At 62.9% G+C, this 23,050-nt stretch carries 22 protein-coding genes, 2 tRNA genes and 1 pseudogene; 8 read left to right on the top strand and 17 right to left on the bottom strand.

Annotation, left to right across the window (positions count from 1 at the left end; translation table 11 throughout):
* Both DN824_RS22650 and DN824_RS21095 read left to right on the top strand, forming a co-directional pair.
* Positions 1 to 235 (top strand): annotated as a pseudogene (locus DN824_RS22650) (hypothetical protein); the annotation flags it as partial.
* A gap of 104 nt (positions 236 to 339) precedes the next feature.
* Positions 340 to 3,492: an error-prone DNA polymerase gene (locus tag DN824_RS21095; RefSeq protein WP_138410306.1), complete on the top strand. Its 3,153-nt coding sequence runs from the start codon at positions 340 to 342 to the stop codon at positions 3,490 to 3,492.
* Positions 3,493 to 3,616: 124 nt separating this feature from the next.
* On the opposite strand, the gene DN824_RS21090 is transcribed toward DN824_RS21095, so the two are convergent.
* From DN824_RS21090 to DN824_RS21045, 10 genes are all read right to left on the bottom strand, one after another.
* Positions 3,617 to 3,693, bottom strand: a tRNA-Pro gene (locus DN824_RS21090).
* An 80-nt stretch (positions 3,694 to 3,773) separates the two neighbouring features.
* Entirely contained in the window at positions 3,774 to 4,130 is a 357-nt protein-coding gene (locus tag DN824_RS21085; protein WP_138410305.1) for a MerR family transcriptional regulator, read from the bottom strand.
* Positions 4,111 to 4,413, bottom strand: a complete 303-nt coding sequence (gene ihfA, locus DN824_RS21080) for an integration host factor subunit alpha (RefSeq protein ID WP_003282572.1) — start codon at positions 4,411 to 4,413, stop codon at positions 4,111 to 4,113. The genes DN824_RS21085 and ihfA overlap by 20 nt, the downstream gene beginning before the upstream one ends.
* Positions 4,414 to 4,416: 3 nt before the next feature.
* The gene (gene pheT / locus DN824_RS21075; RefSeq protein WP_138410304.1) at positions 4,417 to 6,795 is read right to left on the bottom strand and encodes a phenylalanine--tRNA ligase subunit beta; all 2,379 of its coding nucleotides are present in this window, start codon (positions 6,793 to 6,795) and stop codon (positions 4,417 to 4,419) included.
* 34 nt (positions 6,796 to 6,829) lie between these two features.
* Positions 6,830 to 7,834 carry a phenylalanine--tRNA ligase subunit alpha gene (gene pheS, locus DN824_RS21070; protein WP_138410303.1) on the bottom strand — a complete coding sequence of 335 codons (1,005 nt, stop codon included), beginning with the start codon at positions 7,832 to 7,834 and terminating at the stop codon, positions 6,830 to 6,832.
* 164 nt (positions 7,835 to 7,998) lie between these two features.
* Entirely contained in the window at positions 7,999 to 8,355 is a 357-nt protein-coding gene (gene rplT / locus DN824_RS21065) for a 50S ribosomal protein L20 (protein WP_138410302.1), read from the bottom strand.
* 26 nt (positions 8,356 to 8,381) lie between these two features.
* Complete coding sequence (gene rpmI / locus DN824_RS21060) at positions 8,382 to 8,576, bottom strand: 50S ribosomal protein L35 (protein ID WP_138410301.1); 195 nt, start codon at positions 8,574 to 8,576, stop codon at positions 8,382 to 8,384.
* Between the two features lie 61 nt (positions 8,577 to 8,637).
* Positions 8,638 to 9,189: a translation initiation factor IF-3 gene (gene infC, locus DN824_RS21055; protein ID WP_174236550.1), complete on the bottom strand. Its 552-nt coding sequence runs from the start codon at positions 9,187 to 9,189 to the stop codon at positions 8,638 to 8,640.
* Positions 9,189 to 11,111, bottom strand: a complete 1,923-nt coding sequence (thrS, locus tag DN824_RS21050) for a threonine--tRNA ligase (RefSeq protein ID WP_138410299.1) — start codon at positions 11,109 to 11,111, stop codon at positions 9,189 to 9,191. Before thrS ends, infC begins: the two co-directional genes overlap by 1 nt.
* A gap of 223 nt (positions 11,112 to 11,334) precedes the next feature.
* Positions 11,335 to 11,411, bottom strand: a tRNA-Val gene (locus DN824_RS21045).
* Positions 11,412 to 11,585: 174 nt separating this feature from the next.
* Here DN824_RS21045 and DN824_RS21040 point away from each other — a divergent pair.
* Positions 11,586 to 12,869: an NAD(P)/FAD-dependent oxidoreductase gene (locus DN824_RS21040; protein ID WP_138410298.1), complete on the top strand. Its 1,284-nt coding sequence runs from the start codon at positions 11,586 to 11,588 to the stop codon at positions 12,867 to 12,869.
* A 4-nt stretch (positions 12,870 to 12,873) separates the two neighbouring features.
* On the opposite strand, the gene DN824_RS21035 is transcribed toward DN824_RS21040, so the two are convergent.
* Positions 12,874 to 13,821 carry a PA2778 family cysteine peptidase gene (locus DN824_RS21035; protein WP_138410297.1) on the bottom strand — a complete coding sequence of 316 codons (948 nt, stop codon included), beginning with the start codon at positions 13,819 to 13,821 and terminating at the stop codon, positions 12,874 to 12,876.
* Positions 13,818 to 14,219: a PA2779 family protein gene (locus DN824_RS21030; RefSeq protein WP_138410296.1), complete on the bottom strand. Its 402-nt coding sequence runs from the start codon at positions 14,217 to 14,219 to the stop codon at positions 13,818 to 13,820. The genes DN824_RS21035 and DN824_RS21030 overlap by 4 nt, the downstream gene beginning before the upstream one ends.
* A 216-nt stretch (positions 14,220 to 14,435) precedes the next feature.
* Between DN824_RS21030 and DN824_RS21025 the strand changes: the two genes are divergently transcribed.
* On the top strand, positions 14,436 to 14,756 hold the full coding sequence (locus DN824_RS21025) for an I78 family peptidase inhibitor (protein WP_241666756.1): 321 nt from the start codon (positions 14,436 to 14,438) through the stop codon (positions 14,754 to 14,756).
* A gap of 32 nt (positions 14,757 to 14,788) precedes the next feature.
* On the opposite strand, the gene DN824_RS21020 is transcribed toward DN824_RS21025, so the two are convergent.
* The 5 genes from DN824_RS21020 to pcaQ form a co-directional block, all read right to left on the bottom strand.
* Positions 14,789 to 15,730 carry an AEC family transporter gene (locus DN824_RS21020; protein ID WP_138410295.1) on the bottom strand — a complete coding sequence of 314 codons (942 nt, stop codon included), beginning with the start codon at positions 15,728 to 15,730 and terminating at the stop codon, positions 14,789 to 14,791.
* Positions 15,731 to 15,733: 3 nt separating this feature from the next.
* Positions 15,734 to 16,798, bottom strand: coding sequence for a cell division protein ZapE (gene zapE / locus DN824_RS21015; protein ID WP_241666755.1), 1,065 nt, complete (start codon positions 16,796 to 16,798; stop codon positions 15,734 to 15,736).
* 110 nt (positions 16,799 to 16,908) lie between these two features.
* The gene (pcaG, locus tag DN824_RS21010) at positions 16,909 to 17,517 is read right to left on the bottom strand and encodes a protocatechuate 3,4-dioxygenase subunit alpha (protein WP_138410308.1); all 609 of its coding nucleotides are present in this window, start codon (positions 17,515 to 17,517) and stop codon (positions 16,909 to 16,911) included.
* A 16-nt stretch (positions 17,518 to 17,533) separates the two neighbouring features.
* A complete protein-coding gene (gene pcaH / locus DN824_RS21005; RefSeq protein ID WP_138410294.1) occupies positions 17,534 to 18,253 on the bottom strand; it encodes a protocatechuate 3,4-dioxygenase subunit beta in 720 nt (239 codons plus the stop codon).
* Positions 18,254 to 18,379: 126 nt separating this feature from the next.
* The gene (gene pcaQ / locus DN824_RS21000) at positions 18,380 to 19,312 is read right to left on the bottom strand and encodes a pca operon transcription factor PcaQ (protein ID WP_138410293.1); all 933 of its coding nucleotides are present in this window, start codon (positions 19,310 to 19,312) and stop codon (positions 18,380 to 18,382) included.
* Between the two features lie 286 nt (positions 19,313 to 19,598).
* On the opposite strand from pcaQ, the gene DN824_RS20995 reads away from it, so the two are divergent.
* From DN824_RS20995 to DN824_RS20980, 4 genes are all read left to right on the top strand, one after another.
* Entirely contained in the window at positions 19,599 to 20,654 is a 1,056-nt protein-coding gene (locus DN824_RS20995) for a TRAP transporter substrate-binding protein (protein ID WP_138410292.1), read from the top strand.
* A gap of 47 nt (positions 20,655 to 20,701) precedes the next feature.
* Positions 20,702 to 21,229: a TRAP transporter small permease gene (locus tag DN824_RS20990; protein ID WP_138410291.1), complete on the top strand. Its 528-nt coding sequence runs from the start codon at positions 20,702 to 20,704 to the stop codon at positions 21,227 to 21,229.
* The gene (locus DN824_RS20985; RefSeq protein ID WP_138410290.1) at positions 21,226 to 22,548 is read left to right on the top strand and encodes a TRAP transporter large permease; all 1,323 of its coding nucleotides are present in this window, start codon (positions 21,226 to 21,228) and stop codon (positions 22,546 to 22,548) included. Before DN824_RS20990 ends, DN824_RS20985 begins: the two co-directional genes overlap by 4 nt.
* A gap of 91 nt (positions 22,549 to 22,639) precedes the next feature.
* On the top strand, positions 22,640 to 23,050 hold a 411-nt coding region (locus tag DN824_RS20980; RefSeq protein WP_241666754.1), incomplete at its 3' end, for an OprD family outer membrane porin.

Below are 23,050 nucleotides of genomic sequence, written 5' to 3'. Positions count from 1 at the left end.
CCAGTTTTACCTCACAAGCACCCACACGAATTGCTTGATTCAGTTGTTAAAGAGCGTTTCGATCAAGTCTTTCGTCTCAACCGAGGCCGCGCATTCTACAGCAGCCCTTCTTACTGTCAAGCTGTTTTTCGAAAATCTCTTTTCTACTCAACCGCTTGCCGCCTTCGATCTCAGCGATCTCGTCAGCGGGAGGCGAATCATACAGCGACCAGAATCGCTGTCAACCACCTCGTGAAGCTTTTATCCATTTGCACTTCGTCCGGTCAGACATAGTTAAGGCTTGTGCGGGAGCAATCGGGCTAATACTGTATATACAAACAGTATTATGTACTCATTTAAATGGCCTCCTCCGCTACCCTGTATCAACTGGGCACACGCCCCCTCAAGCACATCACACGATCGACACCTGCGGGCAGCGTCCCCGACTACGCAGAACTGCACTGCCTCTCCAATTTCAGCTTCCAGCGCGGTGCCTCCAGCGCCCAGGAACTGTTCGATCATGCCGCCTCGCTGGGATACCGGGCATTGGCCATCACGGATGAATGCACCCTGGCCGGGATCGTCAGAGCCTGGCAGGCATCCCAGAAAGCGAAGTTGCCATTGATCGTCGGAAGTGAGTTTTCTCTTGCCGATGGCCTCAAGCTGATACTGCTGGCAGAGAACCTGACGGGCTACCAGGCACTTTGTCGGCTGATTACTCAGGCTCGCCGGCGGGCGGACAAAGGCAGCTACCTCATGCTGCGCGACGATTTCACCGCCCCACTCGATGGCCTGCTTGCCATATGGATCCCCCAGGACACCACCGATACAGCCGATGGAGTCTGGCTGCGGGAGCGTTTTCCTGAGCGACTGTGGCTCGGCGTCGAGCGACACCAGGGACAGGACGATGAGCAGTATCTTCGGCAATCGCTCGCACTGGGCAGATCCCTGCACATTCGCCCGGTTGCCTGCGGCGATGTGCACATGCACGCCCGTGCGCGGCGAGCCCTGCAAGACTGCATCACGGCCATCGGTCATCGCCTCCCGCTCAAGGCAGCTGGCACCTACCTTTTTGCCAATGGTGAGCGACATCTTCGCCCCCGCGACGAGCTCGCCGCACTCTACCCACCGGAGTTACTGGCCGAAACACTGCACGTCACGAGCCGCTGCCAGTTCGACTTTCATCAACTGGATTATCAGTACCCGCACGAACTGGTCCCTCCCGTTCACAACGCCACGACATGGTTGCGACTGCGGGTCGAGGAGGGAATGGCCGAGCGCTGGCCCAATGGAATTGATGAAAAGTCCCGCGCGCAGATTGATCATGAGCTGAAGCTGATCGCCGAACTGAAATATGAAAGCTACTTCCTGACCGTACACGACATCGTTCGCTTCGCGCGGGGGCGCGGCATCCTCTGCCAGGGGCGCGGCTCGGCCGCCAACTCGACGGTCTGCTATGCCCTGGGCATCACCGAACTCGATCCCTCACGAAGCAAACTGCTGTTCGAACGCTTTCTCTCCAGAGAGCGCAACGAGCCGCCGGATATCGATGTGGACTTCGAGCATGAACGCCGCGAAGAAGTCATCCAGTATGTGTTTCGCCGCTACGGTCGCAATCGAGCCGCGCTCACTGCGGTCGTCAGTTCCTACCATGCCGCAGGCGCGGTGCGCGATGTCGCCAAGGCACTCGGCTTTCCTCCTGATCAGATCAATTCGCTGGCCGACTGCTGTGGTCGCTGGAGCGACCGGATTCCCGATGATGCCCATTTGAAGGAGGCCGGTTTCGATCCGGACAATCCACTCCTGCGCCGCGCTCTCGCCCTTACCAGCGAACTGATCGGCTTCCCGCGTCATCTGTCGCAACATCCGGGCGGCTTCGTCATCTCCGAGCACCCGCTTGAAACCCTGGTGCCGGTCGAGAATGCCAGCATGACTGATCGCACCGTAATCCAGTGGGACAAGGATGATCTCGATCTGGTCGGCCTGCTCAAGGTCGACGTGCTGGCGCTCGGCATGCTCAGCGCATTACGCCGCTGCTTCAACCTCATAGAGCACTATCGCAGTACCCGCTGGACCATCGCCACCCTGCCGAAAGAGGACCCGCCGACCTACGACATGATCAGCCGCGCCGACACTATCGGGGTATTCCAGATCGAATCGCGGGCTCAGATGGCCATGCTGCCGCGCCTGAAACCGAAAGAGTTTTACGACCTGGTGATCCAGGTCGCCATCGTCCGACCGGGACCGATCCAAGGCGACATGGTCCATCCCTATCTGCGCCGCCGCAATGAAGAAGAACCCATCGACTATCCCTCGAAAGAGTTGGAACCTGTCTTTGAGCGCACCCTGGGGGTCCCCCTGTTTCAGGAGCAGGTCATGGAACTCGCCATGGTGGCAGCTAAATACACGCCCGGCGAAGCCGATGAATTGCGCCGCAGCATGGCAGCCTGGAAACGCCACGGAGGACTCGAGCCGCATCGCGAAAGACTCACCACCCGCATGCTTGCCCGGGGTTACAAACCGGAGTTCATCGCTCGCATCTTCGAGCAGATCAAAGGCTTCGGCAGTTATGGCTTTCCGGAATCCCATGCCGCCAGCTTTGCCTTGCTGACTTACGCCAGTTGCTGGCTCAAATGCCATGAGCCGGCGGCATATGCCTGCGCCCTGATCAATAGCTGGCCGATGGGTTTCTACAACCCTGACCAGATACTGCAGGATGCGCGGCGTCATGGTCTGGAGATCCGCCCCGTGGATGTCTGCCATAGCGACTGGGACTGCAGCCTGGAGCCGAATGGCAAAGAACAACCCGCGATCCGTCTGGGCCTGCGCCTGATACGAGACTTTCGGGAGGAGGACGCACGCCGCATCGAGGCGACGCGCAAAACTCGCCCCTTCATCGGGATCGAAGATCTAAGCCTGCGCGCCGGCCTGGACAGCCGCGCCCGCGAACGCCTGGCGGACGCCGGCGCACTGCACGGCCTTGCGGGAAATCGCCACCGGGCGCGCTGGGCTGTGGCCGGGATCGAGCCGTGGCTACCGCTGTTCGCTGAATACCCCACGCGACAGGAAGTATCGATTCCCTTGCCATTGCCCAGCGTCGGCGAAGACTTGTTGACTGATTACGCCACCCTCGGCACCACACTGGGCCCTCACCCACTGGCGCTGCTGCGCAGGCAACTGAAAGCTCAACGCTGCCGAAGCTCTCGAGAACTGGCCAACGTCGATCACGGACGCCCCATCAGCGTCGCCGGGCTGGTCATCGGCCGCCAACGCCCGCAGACCGCAAGCGGCGTCATCTTCGTCACCCTCGAAGACGAGTTCGGCATGATCAACATTGTAGTCTGGCACGACCTGGCCGAGCGCCAGCGTCGGGTATTGGTCCAGTCGCACATGCTACGAATCGATGGCCACCTGGAGTCCGCCAGCGGCGTGCGCCATGTCATTGCCGGACGCCTGAGCGACCTCACTCCCCTGCTAACGGGGCTGGACGTACGTAGTCGTGATTTTCAGTAGCGATTTGCGCCGACAAGCTGCATCTGGGTACCTCGATTTTAAGACAGCAGCTGTAAATACCGCTCCAATCACAGACACAAAAAAGCCTGGTCATCACTGACCAGGCTCTGATGTAGGGATTAGTTGGTCGGGACGGAGTGATTCGAACACTCGACCCCTTGCACCCCATGCAAGTGCGCTACCAGGCTGCGCTACGCCCCGACGGTGCTTCCAGCGCTGCTGGAAGCGGATCGCACTATACACTAAGCATCTGAAAAGTGAAACTTTTTAGCTACTTAACGTCACGTGCGTAAAACATGCAGCACTTCCTCGAGTTCGACGATCATCTGGCGGATCAGTTGCTTGTACTGGGTGGTGTCATCACGTGCTTCGTCGCCCGACAGGCGCTGCCTGGCGCCGCCGATGGTGAAGCCCTGATCGTAAAGAAGCGCGCGGATCTGCCGGATCATCAGCACGTCCTGTCGCTGGTAATAACGTCGATTGCCTCTACGCTTGACCGGGTTCAGCTGTGGAAACTCCTGCTCCCAGTAGCGCAGCACGTGAGGCTTGACCGCGCACAGCTCGCTCACTTCGCCGATGGTGAAGTATCGCTTGCCTGGGATCGACGGAAGTTCGTCGTTATGACTTGGTTCCAGCATAAGCCTCGACTCTGGCCTTGAGCTTCTGCCCTGGACGAAAGGTCACGACGCGACGCGCCGTGATCGGGATTTCTTCGCCGGTCTTCGGGTTGCGACCCGGACGCTGACGCTTGTCGCGCAGATCGAAGTTGCCGAAACCGGACAACTTCACCTGCTCGTTATGCTCCAGCGCCTGGCGGATCTCTTCGAAAAACAGCTCGACCAGCTCCTTGGCCTCGCGCTTATTCAAGCCCAGCTCTTCATAAAGACGCTCGGCCATTTCAGCTTTCGTCAGAGCCCCCATACGCTATTTCCTTAACGTGGCATTGAACCTTTGTTCCAGGGAGGTGAGGATATTTTGTGTGCTTTCGTTCACCTCATCGTCGTTTAGAGTGCGTGATGGGTGCTGCCAGGTCAAGCCGACCGCTAGGCTTTTTCTATGCGGATCAATGCCTTTACCGTGATAGACATCAAAGAGCTTGAGGTCCGTCAGACTATCGCCCGCAGCCTCGCGAATGCAGGAGAGTACCGCCTCGGCAGGCACGTCGCGATCGACCAGCAATGCCAGGTCACGACGGACCTCGGGAAAGCGGGACAGCTCGCTGAAACGGGGAAGCCGACCACTGGTAAGCTCGCCGAGCAACAGCTCATAGAGATAGACCGGCTGATCGATGCCGAGCGAACGTGCAAGCTGCGGATGCAGACTGCCGATATAACCGACCAGGCGACCTTCACGCTCGATGCGTGCCGTTTGCCCAGGATGCAGGGCCGGATGCTCGCCCGCGACAAAGCGGAAGGATAGCCCGTCGCCAGCCGCGCCCAACAATGCCTCGACGTCCGCCTTCACGTCATAAAAATCCACTGCCTCACGGCCGTTGCTCCAGGCTTCGTCGAAACGGGCACCGGTGACCACGCCAGCCAGCATGGCTTCCTGCTTGAGCTCATCGAGTTGCCCGACGAACCGCAGGCCGCTTTCGAACAGGCGGACACGGGTCTGCTGACGGTTGAGGTTGTACTGCAGCGCGGTTACCAGACCAGGCCACAGCGACGCCCGCATCGCGCTCATCTCGACCGAGATAGGATTGGCCAGCAGCAGCGGCTTGGTATCCGGCGAAAACAGCTCGAACAGCTTCGGATCGATGAAGCTGTAAGTGATTGCCTCCTGGTAACCACGGGCGACCAGCAGTCGGCGCAAGGCCGGGACAGTCACACGCGCTTCCGGCGTGGACGTCGGCGCGAGACGCGCCTGCGGATAACGGACAGGGAGGCGATCGTAGCCGTAAAGGCGACCGAGCTCTTCGATCAGGTCGACTTCCAGGGCAATGTCGAAGCGATGGCTGGGCACGCCTACGCGCCATGTCCCCTCGCTTTCGCTGGTGAGGCTCAAGCCCAGCGAACCCAGCATCTTCTCGACCTGCTCATGCCCCAACTCGAGGCCGAGCATCTGACCGATGCGCTCACTGCGCAGCACGATCGCCGCGGTGCGCGGCAGCCCCTGCTCATCGAGCGCCTCGACGATAGGTCCGGCCTCCCCTCCGACAATGTCGAGCAGCAGCGAGGTAGCGCGCTCCATGGCCACACGGGTCAGTTGAGGATCGACGCCGCGCTCATAACGGTGGGAGGCGTCTGTATGCAGGCCGTAGGAACGAGCCTTGCCAGCCAGGGCGATGCTGTCGAAGTAAGCGCTTTCGAGGAAGATATCCCGGGTGCCGGCGTTGACGCCGCTGTGCTCGCCGCCCATGACACCGGCGATGGCCAGTGCGCGCTGGTGATCGGCAATGACCAGCGTGTCGGCACGCAGCGTGATGGTCTGGCCGTCGAGCAGAACCAGCGACTCGCCCTCCTCGGCCATGCGAACACGGATACCCGTGTTGATCTCGGCCAGGTCGAAGGCGTGCAATGGCTGACCGAGCTCGAGCATCACATAGTTGGTGACATCGACGACCGCATCGATCGAGCGAATATCGGACCTGCGCAGGCGCTCGACCATCCACGTCGGGGTCGGGCGCGACAGGTCGACATTGCGGATGATTCGCCCGAGGTAGCGCGGGCACGCGGCGGGCGCGAGCACGTCGACGGGGCGGGTGTCCTGATGGCTCACCTGGACCGGTACGATATCGATCGGCGCTACCGGGACGCCATAGATCGCGCCCACTTCACGCGCCAGGCCGGCGATGGACAGGCAGTCGCCACGATTGGGCGTCAGGCCGATTTCGATGCTGGCATCGTCGAGCTCGAGCGCTGCGCGGATATCAGCCCCTACCTGTGCCTCTGCCGCGAGCTCCATCAGGCCGCTGTCGTCGTCGGAGATCTGCAGCTCCGAAGCCGAGCAGAGCATTCCGTTGGACTCGACCCCACGCAGCTTCGCCTTCTTGATCTTGAAATCGCCAGGCAACTGAGCACCGATCATGGCGAAGGGAATCTTCAGGCCGGGGCGCACATTCGGCGCGCCGCAGACAACCTGAAAGGTTTCGCTGCCGTTGCTGACCTGGCATACGCGCAGCTTGTCGGCATCGGGATGCTGCTCGGTGCTGAGCACTTCACCCACCACCACGCCACTGAATTGTCCGGCAACCGGTTCTACACCGTCGACCTCGAGGCCGACCATCGACAACCGAGCGACGAGCTCGGCATGGGAAACCTGCGGATTGACCCAGCTCCGCAGCCACTGTTCACTGAATTTCATCCTGCTCTCCTAAACGTGCTCGGGCGATCTGCTGTTAGCGAAACTGCTCGAGAAAGCGCAGATCGTTATCGAAGAAGATGCGCAGGTCGTTAACGCCATAACGCAGCATGGTCAGTCGTTCGGCCCCCATACCAAAGGCAAAACCCTGATAGCGCTCCGGGTCGATGCCCGACATCCGCAACACCTCGGGATGGACCATTCCGCAGCCCAGGACCTCGAGCCAGGATTGGGATTCCTGGTCACCCTTGCGGACCACGCGGCGGATATCCACCTCGGCCGAGGGCTCGGTGAACGGGAAGAACGAAGGGCGGAAACGCACTTCCAGATCAGCCTCGAAAAACGCTCGCAGGAACTGTTCGATGGTGCCTTTGAGATCGGCGAAGCTGATGCCCTCGTCGATCAGTAGCCCTTCAACCTGGTGGAACATCGGCGAGTGGGTCTGATCGGAGTCGCAGCGGTAAACGCGCCCGGGGCAAATGATGCGAATCGGCGGCTGGCTGGATTCCATCGTGCGCACCTGCACCGGCGAGGTGTGGGTGCGCAGCAGCATGTTGGCGTTGAAATAAAAGGTATCGTGCATCGCCCGAGCGGGATGATGCCCGGGAATGTTGAGCGCCTCGAAGTTGTGATAGTCGTCTTCGACTTCAGGCCCTTCGGCGACGGTGTAACCGATGTGCGAGAAGATCTGCTCGATGCGCTCCAGCGTCCGGGTCAGTGGATGCAGGCCACCGGACTGCTGACCGCGCCCCGGCAGGGTCACATCGATGCGCTCGGCGGCGAGCTTCTCGGTCAGCGCCGCAGCTTCGAGTGCGGCCTTGCGCGTATTGAGCGCCTCTTGAACCCGCTCCTTGGCCACATTGATCAGCGCGCCTACCTTGGGGCGCTCATCGGCCGGCAGGTCGCCCAGGGTCTTCATCACCTGGGTCAGTTCGCCTTTCTTGCCGAGGTAGTGGACCCGGATCTGTTCCAGGGCACCGACGTCTTCAGTGTGTTGCACAGCCTCGAGCGCTTGCGAGACCAGTGCATCCAGGTTTTCCATTTACAACCTCCAGAGGATCTTGCAGAACACTGTTGCGGTCTTTAGCGACGCGGCGGCAGTGTTTTGCAAGAGCCCCTTCAGATACAAAATAGGGGAAGAGCACAAGGCTCTTCCCCTATTGGTGACGTCGCTACGAATCCTGGGATTCGTGATTGTCGTAGGGCTTAAGCCAAAGATGCCTTAGCTTTTTCGACAATCGCAGCGAACGCCGCTTTTTCGTTCACTGCCAGATCGGCCAGAACTTTACGGTCGATTTCGATCGCCGACTTCTTCAGGCCTGCGATCAGGCGGCTGTAGGACAGACCGTTCTGACGAGCACCTGCGTTGATACGGGCGATCCAAAGCGCACGGAACTGGCGCTTGCGCTGACGGCGGTCACGGTAGGCGTACTGGCCAGCCTTGATCACCGCCTGCTTGGCTACGCGGAACACGCGCGAACGCGCGCCGTAATAGCCTTTGGCGAGTTTCAGAATTTTTTTGTGACGGCGACGAGCGATGACGCCACGCTTAACACGAGCCATGAGTAATTTCCTCTAGTCTTGACCGATCAACGAACGCGCAGCATGCGCTCCACTTTTGCAACATCAGACGGGTGCAGCAGCGAAGTGCCGCGCAGCTGACGCTTACGCTTGGTGGACATCTTGGTCAGGATGTGGCTCTTGAAAGCGTGCTTGTGCTTGAAGCCGTTTGCAGTCGGCTTGAAGCGCTTCTTGGCACCACTCTTGGTTTTCATCTTTGGCATGTTCGTTCTCCACAGTGTGGGTGATTACAAATAACCGCAAGGCCTGCCAGTGCCCTGGAGGTTACTTTTTCTTCTTGGGAGCGATGACCATGATCAGCTGGCGTCCTTCCATCTTCGGATGCTGCTCAACGGAACCGTATTCGGCGAGGTCGGCTTCGACCCGCCTCAACAGCTCCATGCCCAGCTCCTGATGGGCCATCTCACGACCGCGGAATCTCAACGAAACCTTGGCCCTGTCCCCTTCACTCAGGAAACGTACCAGGTTGCGCAGCTTGACCTGGTAGTCGCCCTCTTCCGTCCCTGGACGAAACTTGATTTCTTTGACCTGAACCTGTTTCTGGTTCTTCTTCGCCGCCGCGACCTGCTTCTTCTTCTCGAACAGGTGCTTGCCGTAATCCATGATCCGGCATACAGGCGGGACCGCATCCGCGGAGATTTCTACCAGATCCAGCTTCGCTTCTTCAGCTACACGAAGCGCTTCATCAATCGAGACGATGCCAATCTGCTCGCCGTCCGCACCAATTAACCGAACCTCGCGTGCCGAGATATTCTCGTTGATCGGGGCTTTCGGTTGAGCTCGTTTATCTTGTCTCATTTCACGCTTAATAGTGATTACTCCAAGTCTTGGCGACCACGCCGGGAAACCGCCTGTGCCAGCAACTGCGCGAACTGCTCGACGGGCATGGAGCCCATGTCGACGCCTTCACGCGTGCGCACCGCAACGGATCGTGTCTCAACTTCCCGGTCTCCAATAACCAAGAGATAGGGAACCTTGAGCAAAGTATGCTCGCGGATTTTAAAGCCGATCTTTTCGTTTCTCAAGTCGGACTTGGCACGGAACCCGCTTTGGTTGAGTGTTTTCTCCACTTCCTGGGCGAATTCGGCCTGCTTGTCGGTGATGTTCATGATCACCGCCTGGGTCGGCGCCAGCCAGGCCGGGAATGCGCCCTCGTAGTGCTCGATCAGAATGCCGATGAAACGCTCGAACGAACCGAGGATCGCACGGTGCAGCATGACCGGGTGCTTGCGGCTGTTGTCTTCGCTGACGTATTCGGCGCCAAGGCGTATCGGCAGGTTGAAGTCCAGCTGCAGGGTCCCGCACTGCCAGACGCGTCCGAGGCAGTCCTTCAGCGAGAACTCGATCTTGGGCCCGTAGAAGGCCCCCTCGCCCGGCTGCAGGTCATAGGGCAGCCCGGCGATCTCCAGGGCAGCCGCCAGGGCCGCCTCGGCACGATCCCACAACTCGTCCGAACCGACGCGCTTTTCAGGGCGCGTGGACAGTTTGAGCTGAATGTCGGTGAAGCCGAAGTCCGCGTACACGGCCTGGGTCAGCTTGATGAACGCGGCCGACTCGGACTGCATCTGCTCTTCGGTGCAGAAGATGTGGGCGTCGTCCTGGGTAAATCCGCGTACGCGCATGATGCCGTGCAGCGCGCCGGACGGTTCGTTGCGGTGGCAGGCACCGAACTCGGCCAGGCGCAGCGGCAGCTCGCGGTAGCTCTTGAGCCCCTGGTTGAACACCTGGACATGGCACGGGCAGTTCATCGGCTTGATCGCGTAGTCGCGACTTTCCGACTCGGTGGTGAACATGTTTTCGGCGTAGTTGGCCCAGTGGCCCGACTTCTCCCAGAGGCTGCGATCCAGCACCTGAGGCGTCTTGATCTCCAGGTAGCCGTTCTCGCGCTGGACGACGCGCATGTACTGCTCGAGCGCCTGATACAGGGTCCAGCCGTTGGGGTGCCAGAACACCATGCCCGGGGCTTCTTCCTGGGTGTGGAACAGGTCCAGGCGCTTGCCGAGCTTGCGGTGATCGCGCTTTTCAGCTTCTTCGATCCGCTGGATGTAGGCCGCCAGTTGTTTCTTGTCGGCCCAGGCGGTGCCATAGACGCGCTGCAGCTGCTCGTTCTTGGCATCGCCACGCCAGTAGGCGCCGGACAGCTTGGTCAGCTTGAACGCCTTCAGGAAGCGGGTGTTGGGCACGTGCGGGCCGCGGCACATGTCCACGTATTCTTCGTGGTAGTACAGCCCCATCGCCTGCTCGTTCGGCATGTCCTCGATCAGGCGCAGCTTGTATTCCTCGCCGCGCGAGCGGAACACGTCGATGACCTCGGCACGCGGCGTCATCTTCTTGATGACGTCGTATTCGGTGTCGATGAGCTCACGCATGCGCTGCTCGATGGCGGCCATGTCTTCCGGCGTGAAAGGCCGCTCGAACGCGATGTCGTAGTAGAAGCCTTCTTCGATGACCGGACCGATCACCATGCGCGCCGTGGGATACAGCTGCTTGACCGCATGCCCGACCAGGTGCGCACAGGAGTGGCGGATGATTTCCAGCCCTTCCTCGTCCTTCGGCGTGATGATCTGCAGGCTCGCGTCCTGCTCGATCAGGTCGCAGGCATCGACGAGGCGTCCATCCACCTTGCCGGCCACGGTGGCCTTGGCCAGGCCCGCGCCGATGGACTGAGCCACTTCGGCGACGGATACCGGGTGATCGAACGAACGCTGACTGCCGTCAGGAAGAGTAATAGTGGGCATGGCGCCTCCTCTCCTAGTGGTGACCCCTACCAAAGGCCACGTGGGTTGGGATGAGCCAGGAAAGCGATTCGCCGGATTGCCCTGCCGCACGGTGGCAGGAGCCCGAAGGCCGATCCAGACGAAACGAAGTCACTGGAAATTAGGGAACCGGATGCTTCCAGAAAGCCAGGCGGCTTACAAGCACCCAATAAAAAAGGGTCGCCGTGGCGACCCTTTTCGGAATTGGTAGGCACAATTGGATTCGAACCAACGACCCCCACCATGTCAAGGTGGTGCTCTAACCAACTGAGCTATGTGCCTCCGATGGACGCGCATTCTATAGATCCGCCGAAGGGAGTCAAGCTCTTTTTTTCACCTAACTCACTGATATCTGGAATTTTTGATTCCGGGCCGGCGCGAGCGGGGCCGACTGGCGCTGGGCACGGCTGCAGGGTTAGCATCGCCACGTCAAATATTTAAAACAGGTCATGCAATATGACGCACACACCCTACCCGTCTTCCTACTACGCCGCCTCCGCCAATCCAACGCCCCCGCGCCCTGCCCTGGATGAAAACAAGAGCGTGGACGTCTGCATCATCGGCGCGGGGTATACCGGCCTTTCCACCGCGCTGTTCCTGCTCGAGCAGGGTTTCACGGTGACGGTGCTAGAAGCCGCTCGTGTCGGCTTCGGTGCCTCCGGCCGCAACGGCGGCCAGATCGTCAACAGCTATAGCCGGGATATCGACAGCATCGAGGCGAGCGCAGGCCCCGAAGAGGCACGCCTGATCGGATCGATGGCGTTCGAAGGCGCGCGGATCATCCGCGAGCGGGTGCAACGCTACGGGATCGCCTGCGACCTGAAGGACGGCGGCGTGTTCGCCGCATTCACCGGCAAGCAGATGAAGCACCTGGAAAGCCAGAAGGCCCTCTGGGAGCGCTACGGCCATAGGCAGCTCGAGCTACTGGACGAACAGGGCATTCGGCAGGTGGTCGATTGCGACCGCTACGTCGGCGGCATGCTGGACATGAGCGGCGGCCATATCCATCCGCTGAACCTGGCGCTCGGCGAGGCGGCAGCGGTCGAGTCCCTGGGCGGCGTGATCCATGAACACAGCCCCGCCATCCGCATCGACCGCGGTACGCCTGCCGTGGTGCATACGGAGCGTGGATCGGTCACCGCCAGGTTCGTCGTGGTGGCGGGCAACGCCTACCTCGGCAACCTGGTTCCGGAGCTGGCGGCCAAGTCGATGCCCTGCGGCACCCAGGTGATCACCACCGAACCGCTGGACGAGTCGCTCGCCGCCCGCCTGCTGCCACAGGACTACTGCGTCGAGGACTGCAACTACCTGCTGGACTACTACCGCCTCTCCGCCGACCGTCGCCTCATCTATGGCGGCGGCGTGGTCTACGGCGCACGGGATCCGGCGGACATCGAGGCGATCATCCGGCCCAAGATGCTCAAGACCTTCCCGCAGTTGCGCGACGTGAAGATCGAATACGCCTGGACCGGCAACTTCCTGCTGACGCTGTCCCGGCTGCCCCAGGTAGGCCGCATCGGCGACAACCTTTATTACTCGCAAGGATGCAGCGGCCACGGGGTGACCTATACGCACCTCGCCGGCAAGGTGCTGGCCGAGGCGCTGCGCGGGCAGGCCGAGCGTTTCGATGCTTTTGCCAGCCTGCCGCACTATCCCTTCCCCGGCGGCCAGTCGTTGCGCGCGCCCCTGAGTGCGTTGGGTGCGATGTACTACGGCCTGCGCGACAAGCTTGGGATCTAGCCGTTCAAGGCGCCGTGCACACCGGCGGCGCCTGGCACTGCCCCTCATCGCCAGCGGCCGGCAGCGGCACGCTGAAGCGGCTGTCGTCGGGGGCCAGACGGGCGGCGCAGCGACGCGCCGCTTGAGCCTGGGCCGAACACGCTCGCTCGGCCAGAACCTGCGAGAGATTGAACCAGCCCACCGCGAAGCCGGCGTTGTGCTGCAGGCTTTTTCGTAGCGACCGTTCCGCGGCGAAAAGATCGCCCGCGTCATATTGGCTGTTGGCCAGTGCGAACCAGGGCAACTCGCTGTCCCAGCGATCTCCGGCGATGCGGTAGGCCATCTGGGCAGCTTCTTTTCGACCGATCTGCTCGAGATCGCTCGCCGCCTTGAGCCAGGGGCTCAGTTCGGCGGTCGCCGGCGGCGCCTGTGGATCGACCGCGACCACCGCCCAGCGCTCGCCCTTGCTCCAGGAGCGCTCGAACTGGCGAAACGTCTCGAGGCTGCGGCGAGTCGTACCGGACCGCAGCACCAGGCTCTGATCCTCGAGGTCGTAGCCGACCACGACCGCGAAGTGCCATTGGGGCCACCGGTCGAACGCGAGGTTCTGCAGCACCAGGACGGGATTGCCGGCGGCGACTTCCGTCAGCACCGCCTGCAAGCGCGGCGCAAGCGGATAGACCAGCAGGCCGTGCGATCTTGCCGCGGCGACCATTTCCACCTGCAGGCTGCCCTGGCGTCCGGGGATGTAGACGCTGTCGACCAGCCGTTCCGGTGTGGTATCGACGCCGCGCTGCGTCAACAGCGTGGCCAGCGCCGCCGGGCCGCACTGGTAGTCCTGCTGGGGAAAGAACGCGACCTCGTCGAGCTCGGCCCGCACGGGGATCTGCAGCTCGTCCATCGGCAGGATGGGCGATCGCGCGCAGGCCCCGAGCAGGCCGATGATCAGCAGCAGGGATGCCCGCCGGATCAACGATTGACGCAGTTGACGAAGTTGAAGATGTTGGTTGCGCACAGCATGTCGGTGATGATGAAGATCACCAGGAACAGCACGATGACGCCCACCACGCCGGCACCGGCAGGCGCCTGGTCGAGCTGCTGGTTGAACTGCGCCAGTTCGGCGGGCGTCAGGCTGGCGATGCGCTTCTCGACCTGGGTGCGGTCAACGCCCATCGAGGCCAGTTTCTCCTGCACCTGCTGATCGTCGAGCATGGTCATCAGCTGCTGGCGATCGACCTGCTGCTGGTGTTCGGTCAGCACTTCGGGCGTACCGATCATCGCGGCATTGGCCATGGGCACTTGCATGAACAGGGAAAAGTGAAGCGCTGCGAGCACCGCAGCCAGACGCCGCATCCAGGGAGAAGAGAGCATGTCGATTTCCTTTTTTCTGCTTATAAGCGCTACCCCTGGCCGCAGGGTATGGACCAGGGAGTCAGAGAATAGACGAAGCGCGGCATGGCTTAGTTCCTGACCGGCGGCGCCGCGCCCTCTTACGCGCTCCGCAGCCCATTACGGCCCAACGGGTTTGTTTCACCTTCCGGGGCGAAGTAACCTTCAGGCGACCACCCTTCCCGTCAAGGAGCCTGCATGTCCCTTTCCACCAACCCGCTACGCCTGATGCTCATCGCTACCTGCCTGCTGGCCGGCTGCAGCTCGCCGTCACCCAAGACCGGGACCGAAGCCGCCGCTTCGCAGCCGCGCCCGGAAAGCTGCGACACCGCGCCGGTACAGAATCTGGTCGGCACGCCTGGCAGCGTGGAGTTGCGCGAACAGGCGCGTGAGCGCGCCGGTGCCCAGCGTGCTCGCCTGATCGGGCCGGACGACATAGTCACCCTCGACTACGACTCGCAGCGCCTCAACCTGTGGATGGACGCGTCCGGCGTCGTTCAACGCGTCAACTGCGGATAAGCCGGCGCGGGAGCCGGCAGGCCAGGTGGGGCCTAGAACGCCCCTACCCCCGTCAGGGCCAGCACGCCGCCCATGGTGAAGAACGAGAGCGCGGTGGCGGTCACCAGGATGGCCGCGCAGCGCTCCTCGAATCCGAAACGCTGGCCGAACAAGGGATACACGCTGAGCATCGGCGCGCTGGCGAAGAGTATCCCGGCCAGCCTCATCGTCGGATCGATACCGGGCAGTACCGCGAACGCCAGGGCCACCGCCAGCGGATGCAGGATCAGTTTGGCGAGCGCCACCTGGGCGATGTCCGCACCCTGTCCCCCCACCCTGAGACCGAACAGGGTGCCGCCGATGACGAACAGCGCCACCGGAGCCGCCGCGTTGGCCAGCATGTCGATGGCCTTGAACGGGATGGCCGGGATGCTCACCTCCATCAGCGACAGGCACAGCCCCAGCACGATCGCCAGGATGATCGGGTTGCGGGCCAGGCGCTTGAGCGTTTCGCCGACGATTGCCCCACGTCCCTTGCCACCCTGGGCGCTGGCCTCAGCGAGAAACAGCATCAGCGGGATGATCAGCAGGTTCTCGACCAGCATGCACAACGCGAGCGCGACCCCCGCCGGCGTCCCGAGCACCATGGCCACCACCGGGAAGCCAATGAAGCCGCTGTTGGACACCGACATCCCGCCGGCACTCAGCGCGCAGCTCGCCACCGACTGGCGGCGCACCAGGCGAAAGAACGCAAAGCCCAGCGCGAACATCAGCAGCGACCCGAGGCCATAGGCCAGGACGAAGACCGGATCGAGCACCTCGCCAATCGGCCGCTGCGACAGCGCACGCAGAATCAGCGCCGGCAAGGTGAAGGTCATGGCGAAGCTGCCCATGCCCCGAATCTGTTCGCGGCTGAGCAGACCGGCGCGGGCCGCGAGATAGCCGAGGCCGATGAGCAGGAAGATCGGTGCGGTGATCGAGAGAATATGGAGCACGGCCTACCCCGGCGTCGGTTGAAATCGTGGGCCCACCTGGCGCAGTTGCGCCAGGCGGCTGCAGGTACGCGAGAAGTCCTGCTGCACGGCGCCCTGGCACAGCGCGCCGAGGCTGACTTCGCTGCCGAGCGACAGTCGGACACCCGCGTCATAGGCGATATCGACGAAGTTCAGAAAGCGCTGCTGGACGTCCAGCGACAGCCCGCTCAGCGCGGGAATCCCGCTGACGGCAAGGTCGGCGAAGCGGCTGCACAGTTCCAGGTAATCGCGCGTCGAGGTCGGGCGCTCGAACAGCTCGGAAAATCGAAACCAGGCGCCCTGCTCCAGCTGCCGTTGCGCCGAGAGGCAGAATCGGTCGAGCTGAACGATACCGGGCAGGCCGTCCGCGAACTGCGCTTCGATCAGCGGATGGGCTTGCGCCGAGTCGGACCAGCAGTACAGCCCCCAATCGCGCGGCGCCACCGTCCGGTAGTCCGTCGGACTGTCGAGCTCGATGATCTTGAGCCGCTGCTCGATCAGCCTGATGAAGGGCTCGAAGCGCGAATGATGGAGCGGGTTCGGGCACAGCGCTGGCGGCGCATAGTTGGACGTGAGCACCAGTAGCACGCCGGCCTCGAGCAGATACCCGATCAGCCGGCCGAGCAGGATCGCGTCGCCGATGTCGTGTACGTGGAACTCATCGAAACACAGCAGCTTCGCCTGCCCGGCGATGTCGCGCGCCACCAGGGCCAGCGGCTCGGGCTGCCCGCTGTAGGCCAGCGAGCGCTGCTGCAGCTCCTGGAGGAAGCCATGGAAGTGCACGCGTCGCTTGCTGGTCACGGGCGCGACCTCGAACAAGGCATCCATCAGCAGGCTCTTGCCCCGGCCGACGCCGCCCCACAGGTAGATCCCCGCCGGCGGCCGCCGCCAGCCGCGGTGCGGCACCAGGGCGGCCTCCAGCCACTCGGCCATGGCCGCGAGCGCCTGACGCTGAGGGGCATCGAGCGACGGGTCGGGGAGCATCAGCCGCTGACTGGCATGGCGCTCGAGAGCAAGGGCGAGGCCGCCCGGCAGCGAAAAGTGGATCATGGAGCAATCGTGCATCGGCGATGGACTTGACGACGAAAACCGGCAGCCACTGATGCGGCTGCCGGTTCGGTTCGACACCCCGGCGCGGGCCGGGTGCGGCGTGATGCTTTTCAGAAATCGAAGAATACCGTTTCGCCTTCGCCCTGGATGCGGATATCGAAGCGGTATGCCGTCTTGCCATTGACCTCGCAACGCCGGGCAATGAGGGTTTCGCGACGTTCCGGCTGCTCGATCAGGTTGAGCACCGGATCGGCCGCATTGGCCTCGGCCTCGTCGTCGAAATACAGCCGCGTCTGCAGCTGAATGTTGATGCCGCGGGCGAACAGCGAAACGTTCACGTGGGGCGCCATCGGCACGCCGGCGGCGTTCTTCACCACGCCGGGCTTGATGGTCTCGACCGTCCACTCGCTGCCGGCGTCGAAGGTGGTCGCGGTGCGGGCGAAACCGTTGAACGGCTTCTGCAGGTTGTATTCGCAGTCGTACACCCCTTCATGGTTGGCCTGCCACAGCTCCAGGAAGGAGTCGCGCACCAGGAATCCGTTGCCGTCGTAGACGCGACCGATCAGGGTGATGTGTTCGCCCGGCGCGTCCGGCCTGGCCATCTGGTTCCAGATTTCCTGCTCGCGGGTGGGATTGCCCGCCACCTTCAGCGCCAGGCCGATGTGCACGTAGGGGCCGGCGGTCTGCGACGGGGTTTCGGGCAGCAGCTCACGTGAAATGATCATGCTCGGCTCCTCAGACGTTTTCGAAGAAGGTCTTGCGCTGGCCGCGCAGAACGATGTCGAAGCGATAGGCCAGGCAATCCATCGGATTGGCCATGCCCATGTCCAGCCGCGCGATCAGCGTCTGCACCGCATCGGGGTTGGCGATCGACTGCACGATCGGACACAGCGGAATCAGCGGATCGCCCTCGAAGTACAGCTGCGTGATCAGCTTGGTGGAGATCGACGGGCCGCTGACCGAGAAGTGGATATGGGCCGGCCGCCAGTCGTTGGGGCCGTTGCGCCACGGGTACGGGCCCGGCTTGACGGTGCGGAAGTGATAGTGGCCGTCGGCATCGGTGAGGGTACGGCCGACACCACCGAAATTCGGGTCCAGCGGCGCCAGGTAGCGGTCGTTCTTGTGCCGATAGCGCCCGCCGGCGTTGGCTTGCCACATCTCCACCAGGGTGTTCTTCACCGGATTGCCGTACTGGTCGACCACACGCCCGTGAACGATGATGCGCTCGCCGATCGGCAAGCCGCCATGGTTGAAGTTCAGCAGCAGGTCATGGTCGTGCTCGCCGAACGTGAGGTGCGTGAAGTCCGGCCCGGTGACCTCGGACAGGGACTGGGGGATGCTGACCAGTGCCTGGCTCGGCGAGCGCGGGATCGACGTCTTGTAGTCGGGCGTCAGCGCCTTGGGGTGCCAGTTGCGATCACGGTTGATGAAACGGTAGCGCTCCGTCTCGTTCATGGCCTTGCCTCTTATTGGAATTATGAAAGCCGCAACGCAGGGCAGCGGCACGAGATCGGGGAGCAGTCTGCTGCATCGACACGGCCGGTAGAACTGAAAATTCCACTTCAGCTCATAACCATATGGTTATGAATTCGAGGTGCCGTGATGGTCCCGCGCCACCTCGCGCAGCACCTCGGCCACCCACAGTGCCGCCTGCGGCGGCTCGATGGCCGCATTGCGGCAGATGCCCACCGAGCCGCCCGGCTCGCGAATCCCGAGCTGCAGCTCCACCAGCTCGCCACGGCGCAGCTCCAGATTCACCGCGTCTTCGGGTGCCACCCAGACGGCATCGCCGGCCAGCACGTAACGGCGACTGAGCGCCGGAGAGAGGGTTTCCAGACGCTGGTGCGACGGCGTGATCCCGAGCTGGACGAACAGGCTGTCGGCGTGACGCCGGATGGTGGTGCCAGCCAGCGGCAGCACCAGCGGGAAGCCGGACAGCCGCCCGAGCTCGCCCGGAGAAGCCTGTAGCAGCGGATGCCCCGGCCGCACCACCAGGGTCATGGACTCGCTGTACAGGTGCTCGAAGCTCAACCCCTGGATCGCCGGGCTGTCGGCCATCCGGCCGATGACCAGATCCAGCTCGCCGACCCGCAGCTGATCGAGCAGCGCGGCACTCGACCCGGTGGCGACGCTGACCACCAGCGCCTCATGGCGCCGATGCAGGCGGGTCACCACCTCGCCCATCAGCTGGCTTTCGGCCGAAGACAGCACCCCCACCCTCGCCTGCGGCACCTCGGGAGCCCCCTCGCGCAGGCTGCTGACCCCTTCACGCAACGCCTGCACGCAGGGGCCGGCATAGCGCATGAACGCGACGCCGGCCGCGGTCAGGGCGACGCCACCCTTGCCACGGCTGAACAGGCTCGCCTCCAGAAGGTCTTCGAGCTCCTTCAGCGTCTTGGATACGGCCGGCTGGCTGACGGCCAGGGCGTCGGCCGCCCGGGCGAAGCTGCCCTGGCGCGCCACTTCGAGAAAGCAGATCAGGTGGCGGAATTTGATTCGGGTATCGGCATTCATCGAGTGGCCTACGTTCGCCCGTGCGCATCGCACGGCGGTCCATAACCAAAAGGGGTTCGCTTGCGTCTGCGAGTCTATCCCAGAGCGAAGCCGCCGCCCCGCGTAGCGGCAAGCCGGCAGCAAAATGTTCGTTTATCGCCCAATAAGACGGTAATCGAATTGAATAGCGAATCGATAACTCGCACCATGCGTCCAGCGAATCGGGACCAAGACGGCATTCTTGACCGCTGGAACCGGTAAGCGAGTTCCAGATCGCCACTAACAACTAATAAGAAAGGACATCGCGATGCGTAAGCTCACCCAGGCTTTCCTGGCCCTATTCGTGGCCGCGTCGATGGGCACTCGGGCTCAGGCGGACGACCCCGTCGTGACCCTCAAGGTCCACCACTTCCTCCCCGCGCACTCGGTCACCCAGGCCGACCTGCTCAAGCCATGGGCCGAACGCATCACGCGCGAATCCGACGGCCGGATCCAGTTCCAGTTCTACCCTTCGATGCAGCTGGGCGGTACGCCGCCGCAACTGATCGACCAGGTGCGTGACGGCGTCGCCGATATCGTCTGGACCCTGCCGGGATACACCGCCGGGCGCTTCCCGCTGATTTCGGTCTTCGAACAACCCTTCATCGGCCGCTCCGCCGAAGCGACCAGCCAGGCGATGTGGAGCTTCATCGAAAAGCATGGCCAGAAGGAATTCGCAGGCGTACGTCTGCTGGCCACCCATACCACCGACGGCACGCTGATCCACACCGTCAAGAAGCCGATCAAGAAGATGAGCGACTTCCGCGGCATGAAGATCCGCGCGGCGAATCGCACCTCGACCAAGCTGATCTCGATCCTGGGCGGTACGCCGGTGGCCATGCCGGTGCCGCAGGTGCCCGAATCCCTGTCCAAGGGCGTTGTGGACGGCGCGATCCTGCCCTGGGACGTGGTCCCGGCGCTCAAACTGCAGGAACTGGTGAAGTACCACACCGAGATGGCGCCGAACCAGCCGCTGCTGATGCAGACCGTGATGATCCTGGCGATGAATCCCGCCGCCTATGACCGTCTCCCCGACGACCTGAAGAAGATCCTGGACGACAACACCGGGCTGACGCTTTCGAAGCAGGCCGGCCAGCTGTTCGACACCCAGGTGATCGAGACCGGCCATGCGCTGGCCAGGAAGCAGAACAACGAGATCTACGTGCTGCCCGAGGACGAGCAGCAGAAGTGGATGAAAGCGGCCGCCCGCCTGGATCAGGATTGGGTCAAGGACGTCGAGGGCAAGGGCTACGACAACGGCCAGGCGCTGCTCGACGACGCCCGCCAGCTGATCGACCAGTACAGCGCGAACCCGTCGCGCTGATCCTGACAGGCCGCCGGCTCGGCCGGCGCCCCTTCCTGGAGATCCTAATGAGTGAACCCGTTGTTCAGGCGGCCGCTGCCCCTGCGCACCCGATCGGCCGCGCGCTGGATATGGCCGCTCGCCTGATGGCGCTCATCGGCGGGCTGCTGCTGGTGGCGATCACCTTGATGGCCAGCTACAGCATCGTCATGCGCGCCCTGTTCGACGAGCCGCTGCTGGGCGATGTCGAGCTGGTCCAGATGGGATGCGGCATCGCCATCGTCGCCTTCCTGCCGCTGTGCCAGCTGCGCCGGGGCAACGTCATCGTCGATGTCTTCACGCTCAATGCACCGGTTCGCGTCCGCAACGCGCTCGACGGCATCGGCGGCCTGCTGATGGCGGCCGCCAGCGCGCTGATCGCCTGGCGCTCGGTGGTCGGCACCCTGGACGCCTACGGCAGCGGCGAGGAGTCGATCATCATGGGGCTGCCTATCTGGTGGGCCATGCTGCCCTTCGCACCGGGCTTCGCACTGCTCGCGATCGTGGCGCTGTATACCGCCTGGCAGGACTTTTCCGGCAAGGGAGCCGCAGCATGACCAGTGTTCAGATCGGCGGTCTGTTCCTCGCCATCCTTCTCGTCCTGCTGGTCATCCGCGTTCCGATCGCCATCTCCATGCTGCTCACCGGCATCGGTGGTTATGTCGCCATCAGTGGCTGGGAGCCGCTGCTCAATTACCTCAAGAGCGTGGCCTACGCCCGCTATACCGTTTACGACCTTTCGGTCATTCCACTCTTCCTGCTGATGGGTCAGTTCGCCTCACGTGGAGGTCTGGCCAGCGGGCTGTTCCGCGCCTCGGCGGCGATGATCGGCCACTGGCGCGGCGGCCTGGCGATGTCGGCGGTCGGCTCCTGCGCAGCCTTCGGTGCGGTATGCGGCTCCTCCATCGCCACCGCGGCCACCATGGGCCAGGTCGCCCTGCCCGAGCTCAAGCGCTACAACTACTCCGGCTCGCTGGCGGTTGGCTGCCTGGCCGCGGGCGGCACCCTCGGCATCCTGATTCCGCCCTCGGTGGTGCTGGTGATCTACGCGATCCTGGCCCAGGAAAACATCTCGGCGTTGTTCATGGCCGCGTTCATCCCGGGGATTCTCGCCGCCATCGGCTACATGATCGCAATCGCCGTCTACGTGCGGCTCAATCCCGAGGCCGGCCCGGCCCAGCCGCGGCTGGGCTGGCGCCAGCGCCTCGCGGCGCAGAAAGGCGTCTGGCCGGTGTTCCTGATCTTCATCGTGGTACTGGGGGGCATCTATGGTGGCTATTTCACGCCCACCGAAGCGGCCGCGATCGGCACCGTGGGTACGGGATTCTTTGCGGTGGTGCTGGGTGGCATGCGCCTGCGCGAGTTCAGGGAAGTGCTCTACGGCACCGCCGTCACCACGGCGATGATCTTCATGATCCTGCTCGGCGCCGACGTGATGAACGCCTTCCTGGCGATCTCCCAACTGCCGGTGGCACTGGTGGAGATGATCACCAACAGCGGGCTCGGCCCGTTCGTGGTGCTGGCCGGCATCCTGCTGCTGTACCTGTTCCTGGGCTGCGTCATGGACACCATGTCGATGATCCTGCTGACCATCCCGATCTTCTTCCCGATCATCATGGGTCTGGATTTCTACGGCCTGGACCAGACCGAGAAAGCCATCTGGTTCGGCATCCTCGCGCTGATGGTGGTGGAGATCGGCATGATCACTCCGCCGGTCGGGATGAATGTCTACGTGATCAGCAGCATGGCCCGCGACGTGACGCTGCGCGACGCCTTCCGCGGCGTGGTGCCCTTCCTCATCTCCGACGTGGTGCGGGTGGTGATTCTCGTGCTGTTCCCCTCCATCACGCTGTGCCTGGTGAGGTGGCTGACCTGAGCCCCGCCCGCAAGGTTTGTACAACCGTTTCACCCCTGCCGGCGGCAACGCCGTGCAGGACTGCCTCAACCCAATAAAGGAAACAACAATAATGAATCTCCTGGACAACACTGGGTTCACCCACACGCGCACCCTGCGGCGCCTGACCCCGAGCCTTCTCGCCCTGGCCGTCGCCACGGCGGCCTTCCCTGGTGCCGCCATGGCACAGGAAGGTTTCGTCGACGGCTCCAAGCTGAGCGTCAACGCCCGCAACTTCTACATCAACCGCAACTTCGTCGACTCGGCCAACGCCCAGAGCAAGGCCGAAGAGTGGACCCAGAGCTTCATCCTCAACTTCCAGTCCGGCTACACCTCCGGCCCCATCGGCTTCGGCGTCGACACCCTCGGCCTGCTCTCGGTCAAGCTCGACGGCGGTGGCGGCACCTACGGCACTGCCCTGCTGCCGCGCCACAGCGATGGCCGTCCGGCCGACGATTACGGCCGCCTGGCCGTGGCCGCCAAA

Source organism: Stutzerimonas nosocomialis, from assembly GCF_005876855.1.
GTDB classification, from domain to species: Bacteria; Pseudomonadota; Gammaproteobacteria; order Pseudomonadales; family Pseudomonadaceae; genus Stutzerimonas; species Stutzerimonas nosocomialis.
This window is presented reverse-complemented; position numbering and strand designations above follow the sequence as displayed.